The following is a 5,405-nucleotide window of genomic DNA, read 5'->3' as shown; positions in this document are numbered from 1 at the left end:
CACCGACGGCGGCGAATACCCGACGCCGGAACAGACCAGCGGGCCCTTCCGGCTGGCCGGCCTCCGCGGCCACAAGCGCATCTACCAACGGCGCTAGAACACCGTGCGAGCCCACAGGTGCGGGGCCGGTCCGTATGGGCCGGCCCCACACGCCGTGTACGGGTCGGGCCGCGCCGAGCGGGCGCCGGCCGTCTGCAGAGTCCATCCACAGCGCGTTGAAGGGAGGGGAGACGTATGACCGATGTCGCGGTTCTTGGCACGGGCACCTGTGTGCCCGATCGGGTCGTCTCCAGTGACGAGGTCGGAGCACCGGCGGGAGTCGACGGAGACTGGATCGTACGCAAGACGAAGATCCGGGAGCGGCGCTGGGCCGGGCCCGGGCAGGCGACCTCCGACCTGGCGGTGGCCGCGGGCCGCGCCGCGCTTGAGGCGGCGGGCATCGCGGCCGGGGAGCTGTCGGTGATCGTGGTCGCCACCTCCACGCCGGACCGGCCGCAGCCGCCCACCGCCGCCTACGTGCAGCAGCGGCTGGGAGCGGTCGCGGCGGCGGCGTTCGACGTCAACGCGGTCTGCTCGGGCGCAGTGTTCGCGCTGTCGGTGGCCGAGAGCATGCTGGCCCACCGGGGCGGACGGGCGCTGGTGATCGGCGCGGACGTGTACTCGCGGATCCTCGACCCCACCGACCGCAAGACGGTGGTGCTGTTCGGGGACGGCGCGGGCGCGATGGTCCTCGGCGCCGGCACCGGAGGCGGCGGCCGCGTGCGGCACGTGGCACTGCATACCTTCGGCGAGCTGTCCCATCTGATCGAGGTGCCGGCCGGCGGCAGCCGGCTGCCCGCCGACGCCGGGGTGCTCGAGGCGGGCCTGCAGTACTTCTCGATGCAGGGCCGTGAGGTGCGCCGGTTCGTGGTGGAGCAACTGCCGCGGCTCATCAAGGAGTTCCTGCACGAGGCGGACGTGCTGCCCGAGGACATCGCGCACTTCGTGCCGCACCAGGCCAACGGCGTGATGCTCGACACCGGCCTGGAGGACCTGGTGCTGCCCCGGGCCACCACGCATCTGACGCTGGAGCATTACGGCAACACCGGATCGGCCTCCATCCCGATCACCTTCGACGCGGCGGCCCGCAAGGGCGCCTTCGCGTCCGGGGACCTGATCCTGCTGGCAGGCTTCGGCGGCGGCATGGCCGCCGGCTTCGCACTCGTCGAGTGGTGAACGTCCGCCCGCACCCCGCCGAGTTCCGCGTAGCCGGTACATGTGAGGCGCGGCCGGCCGGAATCCTGACGGCCACCGCCGGCCGCGCCTCCACCCTCTGACCGGGCCGGGGAGTTCGCTTCCCCCAAGGGGTCTCCCCGGCCCATCACCGCTCCCGCCCGTCGTCCGTCCGTCCCGACCCCCTGCACAGGGAGGCATCCGCGTGATCACGCAGAAGGAGCCGGGCACGGGCCTGGCCGCCCGCATACCGGGATCCAAGAGTCTGACCAACCGCCTGCTCCTGCTCGCCGCGGCCGCCGAGGGCACGAGCACCCTGCGCGCGCCCCTGGTGAGCGAGGACACGGTCGCGTTCCGCGAGGCCCTCGGCGCGTGCGGCACGGCCGTGAAGAGCGGCCCGCGGGACGAGTACTGGGCGGTGACCGGCACCGGACGCGGCCCGGCGGGACCCGCCAGGCCCTGGTGCGCCGACGCCGGCACGGCGGCCCGCTTCCTGCCCCCGTTCGCCGCCACCGGACAGGGCTCCTTCCTCTTCGACGGCTCGGCACAACTGCGCGCCCGCCCGCAGGGCCCCCTCCTCGACGCGCTCCGCGCCCTCGGCGCCGACCTGGAGCCCGGCCCGGGCGGCGGCTTCCCCCTGCTGATCCGTGCCCGCGGCATCGAGGGCGGCGACCTCCGTGTGGACTCCTCCATGAGCAGCCAGTACCTCAGCGGTCTGCTGATGGCGGCGCCGCTGATGCGCCGCGGTCTGCGGATCAGGACCGGAGAGCTGGTCAGCCGCCCGTACGTCGACATGACGCTGGCGCTGATGCGGCGCTTCGGCGCGGAGGTCGACGAGAGCGCCGACGGCGTGCTGCGGGTCGCGCCGGGGGCGTACCGGGCCACCGACGTCGTGGTCGAACCCGACGCCTCGTCCGCCTCGTACGTCTTCGCCGCGGCGGCCGTCACCGGCCACACCGTCACCGTCCCCGGCCTCGGCACCGACAGCCTTCAGGGCGACCTGCGCTTCGTCGACGTCCTGGAGCGGGCCGGTGCCAGGGTGCTCAAGGGGCCCACGGCCACCACGGTCACGGGCACCGGGCGGCTGCGCGGTGGCTTCACCGTCGACATGGGCGAGATCTCGGACACCTTCATGACCCTGGCCGCCGTCGCGCCCCTCGCCGACGCGCCGATCACCATCCGCGGCATCGCGCACGCCCGCCTGAAGGAGTCCGACCGGGTCGCCGCGGTGGCGGCGAACCTGCGGGCCTGCGGGATCGATACCGACCAGGGGCCGGACCGGATCACCGTCCACCCCGGAACGCCGCGCCCCGCACGCGTCGACTGCCACCGCGACCACCGCATCGCGATGTCGTTCTCGGTGCTCGGGCTCGCCGCGCCGGACACGATCTCGCTGGACGACCCGGCCTGCGTGGCGAAGACCTTCCCCGGCTTCCACGACGAGATACGACGGCTCTTCCCGGCGGCCGCGCTGCGCTGAGCACTTCGCGGAGTACTCCGCCGCGTAGTTGGAAGTGCTGAGCCGGCCCCGGCGCGCTCTGTCCTGCTCTCTCCCGCTGAACAGGCCGAGCACATCGCGGAACCGGCCGCGTCAGTGACCGAGCAGCACGGTGATCAGGCGGCCTGCTTGCGCTGGCGGTCCATGAGGTGCCGCAGCACGAGCCACTCCCGTATCTCCCACGAATGCCCCGACGAGCAGCTGATGCTGCTGTTCTTCCCCGCGGTCCGCGCGCTCTGCGGCGTGGCGTTGATCGTGCCCGTGCAACTGTCCACCACGCACCGCCTGGTGAGCGGGTTGCGGTCGCCGCGGTCGGGGTCGATGGCGCGCAGCAGCTCGACGTGCAGACCCTGGATCTCGTCCGCGAAGTCCGCGGCCGGCGGCTGGGCCGTGAGCCACTCCAGGTGGAGCAGGAGGAAGCACGCCAGGTGCGGCACCGAGCGGGCCGGGACGGTGGTGCCGCGCTCGTCCGCCACGTAACTCGCCCATGACTCCAGGATCGCGACGATGTTGCTCCTTGCGTCGAGCGCGGAGACGTTGAGGTGATCGCGCTTGCGGCTCCCCGACACCTTGGTCGGGTTGCGCCGCCGGGACGTCGCGAGGACGTGGTGCAGGCCCTCCTGGTGGAGGCCGGGGAGCGCGCGCAGATTACGCTCCAGGGTCCTGGTGCACGGGTCGCAGAGCAGGGACCCGGTGACGGCACGGCTCTCCTGACCGTGGTTCATCGAGCATGAGTGGATCTCCATCTTTTTGCATCTCCTTCGAAGGGCGTCGCCCCGGTCGGCCGACGGCCCTGATCATGGGACTCTGTTTCCGATGTCGTGCTGGATGCGGAACGTGAGGTACTCGCCCGGCCGTACGGCGGCGAGGCCGATGTCGAGGTTCACGCGGCCCCTCGCCGTGTCCTCGGCGGTGTTGTTCGTGTCGTCGCAGACCACGGTGAACGCCTCGGCCGCGGACCGGCCGCACAGGGCGCCCCGGTGCCACAGACCCGTCAGGAACGCGGCCGCGGAGTCGCACAGCAGCGTCCGCAGCCCCGCGCTGTCCGCCACCCCGGAAACGGCCCACCGGGTGCCCTGCACGAGCGAGGCACGCGCGTGGTTCACCAGGCGGCGCACGCCGATCTCGCTCCAGCCGGGGTCGGTGGAGAGCGTGCGCGACCCCGTCACCCGGATGCCCCGACCCGCCACCTGGCGCAGGCAGTTGACCCCCAGCGCGCCGAGCCACTCCTGCTCGTCGTCGGAGAGCCCACGCTCTTGCCGCACCACTCCGACGAGCGTGCCGACGGGCGGCGCGTGCACGCCGCGCTCCGCGTCGACGCGACAGCACAGCCCGGACACGTGCCCCGACGGCGGCACCGGGTGTTCCGCCCCATTGGGCTCGGTGACGACGACCCACGGGTAGTGGACGGCGACGAACCGGGCCTCGGGCTCGGTCAGTTCGAACGGCCGGGCCACCACGTCGGCCGGATCGAGGCCCGGCCTCGTGTGCAGCAGCCCGACCCGGTCGCCCACGTGCTCGCAGTGCCCGGCGACGGCGCGGGCCACGGCGTCCGCGTCCCGTTCCACCCGCCACAGGTCCGGCGCCACCACGAGGGTGATCTCCGGGAGACGCTCCAGCTTGGCGAGCGCGGACCGGTACGCGGCGACGCGGTATCCGTCGCCCGCCGTTCCGAGGACCCAGGCCCCGCCGCCCCCGTTGCGGAAGTGCCCGAGCACGGCGTCGTGCAGATGGGAGCGCGGCTCCCCGCCGGCCCGGCCCGGCGGGAACGCCTCAAGGAACTCCTGCGGATGACGGACGTAGGCCGGCTTGCCCGGCAGGCCAGGGGCGTCCCCGACGAAGGCGGTCACCGACGTCGGTACGCCGTGGATGACGGGCGCCCCCGCCTCCGCCGCCGGACCGCCGTCGGTCCGGAGGAGGTCGATGCCCGGGTCGACGGGCCCGCCGGCACCGGCCGCGTGCGGTGGGTTCGGCTGCTGTGGTGACATGTGGGCTCCTCGGTCGCGGGACATATGAGCTCCTCGGTCACGGGCGTCTGTGGTCGGGCCGTCCGTCCCGGCCGGTCAGGAGGGGATCCAGTCCCGGTTGATGTGCGGCGTCTCGATGCTGAGGGCACGCATGTGCTCGATGGGATTGGTGTATTCGCGGCTCGCGGCGATCTGCCCGTCCCGCAGGGTGAAGCCGTGGATGAAGTGGTTGCGGTAGGTGCCCTCGGGGTAGCCGGGGAAGCGGATGGTGCCCTCGCCGTCGCACTCGACCCAGATGATGGCCGGGTCCTGGGTCTCGTAGAGCTGGACGTCGAACCACTGCCAGTCCGGCAGCACCTTCAGCGACAGCTCGCCGTGGCGCTTGAGCTTCTCGCGGCCCTGGACCACGATCGGCCGGCCGATGTCCGTGTTGAACAGCGCGGCGGTGCCGTCGTCGGTGTAGAGGGTGTAACGGCGCAGCCGGGCCTCGGGCCCGATCTCCATGTACTGCTCCACGGCCCGCCGGTTGCGGGCCCGCAGCTCCAGGTGGTTGGTGAACACCGGCGCCACAGCGAGGGTTTCGGGCTGGGACAAGGTCATGATGTCTCCGGACAGAAGGTCTACGGGGGACTGGGGGTCAGGGTTGGAGGCGGGTGGTGTGCCAGCCGGTGGGGGTGTGGTCGTAGCGCAGGCGTTCGTGGAGGCGGTCGGTGCCGTTGGCCCAGAAC

6 protein-coding genes are annotated in these 5,405 nt (G+C 72.8%); 2 read left to right on the top strand and 4 right to left on the bottom strand.

Annotated features, from left to right (window positions below; all coding sequences use genetic code 11):
- Window positions 1-234 precede the first annotated feature (234 nt).
- Together ACZ7DY_RS36685 and aroA are read left to right on the top strand one after the other, a co-directional pair.
- Window positions 235-1,215: a 3-oxoacyl-ACP synthase III family protein gene (locus ACZ7DY_RS36685; protein ID WP_471143631.1), complete on the top strand. Its 981-nt coding sequence runs from the start codon at window positions 235-237 to the stop codon at window positions 1,213-1,215.
- Between the two features lie 202 nt (window positions 1,216-1,417).
- Entirely contained in the window at window positions 1,418-2,692 is a 1,275-nt protein-coding gene (aroA, locus tag ACZ7DY_RS36680; protein WP_471143629.1) for a 3-phosphoshikimate 1-carboxyvinyltransferase, read from the top strand.
- A 134-nt stretch (window positions 2,693-2,826) separates the two neighbouring features.
- Here aroA and ACZ7DY_RS36675 read toward each other — a convergent pair whose 3' ends face one another.
- The 4 genes from ACZ7DY_RS36675 to ACZ7DY_RS36660 all read right to left on the bottom strand — a co-directional run.
- Complete coding sequence (locus ACZ7DY_RS36675) at window positions 2,827-3,456, bottom strand: hypothetical protein (RefSeq protein ID WP_471143628.1); 630 nt, start codon at window positions 3,454-3,456, stop codon at window positions 2,827-2,829.
- A gap of 51 nt (window positions 3,457-3,507) precedes the next feature.
- Complete coding sequence (locus ACZ7DY_RS36670; protein WP_471143625.1) at window positions 3,508-4,698, bottom strand: phage tail sheath family protein; 1,191 nt, start codon at window positions 4,696-4,698, stop codon at window positions 3,508-3,510.
- Between the two features lie 75 nt (window positions 4,699-4,773).
- Entirely contained in the window at window positions 4,774-5,277 is a 504-nt protein-coding gene (locus ACZ7DY_RS36665) for a PhzA/PhzB family protein (RefSeq protein WP_471143623.1), read from the bottom strand.
- Window positions 5,278-5,314: 37 nt separating this feature from the next.
- A partial coding sequence (locus ACZ7DY_RS36660; protein WP_471143324.1) for a pyridoxine 5'-phosphate oxidase C-terminal domain-containing protein occupies window positions 5,315-5,405 on the bottom strand: 91 nt, incomplete at its 5' end.

The organism is Streptomyces sp. NPDC037013, assembly GCF_055607265.1.
Note: the sequence above shows the minus strand (reverse complement) of the source record. Positions and strands in the feature narration are given on the sequence as shown.

Coding starts and splice junctions, on each gene's coding strand:
- ACZ7DY_RS36685 (WP_471143631.1), top strand. CDS start 235: ATGACCGATGTCGCGGTTCTTGGCACGGGCACCTGTGTGCCCGATCGG.
- ACZ7DY_RS36675 (WP_471143628.1), bottom strand. CDS start 3,456: ATGGAGATCCACTCATGCTCGATGAACCACGGTCAGGAGAGCCGTGCC.
- ACZ7DY_RS36670 (WP_471143625.1), bottom strand. CDS start 4,698: ATGTCACCACAGCAGCCGAACCCACCGCACGCGGCCGGTGCCGGCGGG.
- ACZ7DY_RS36665 (WP_471143623.1), bottom strand. CDS start 5,277: ATGACCTTGTCCCAGCCCGAAACCCTCGCTGTGGCGCCGGTGTTCACC.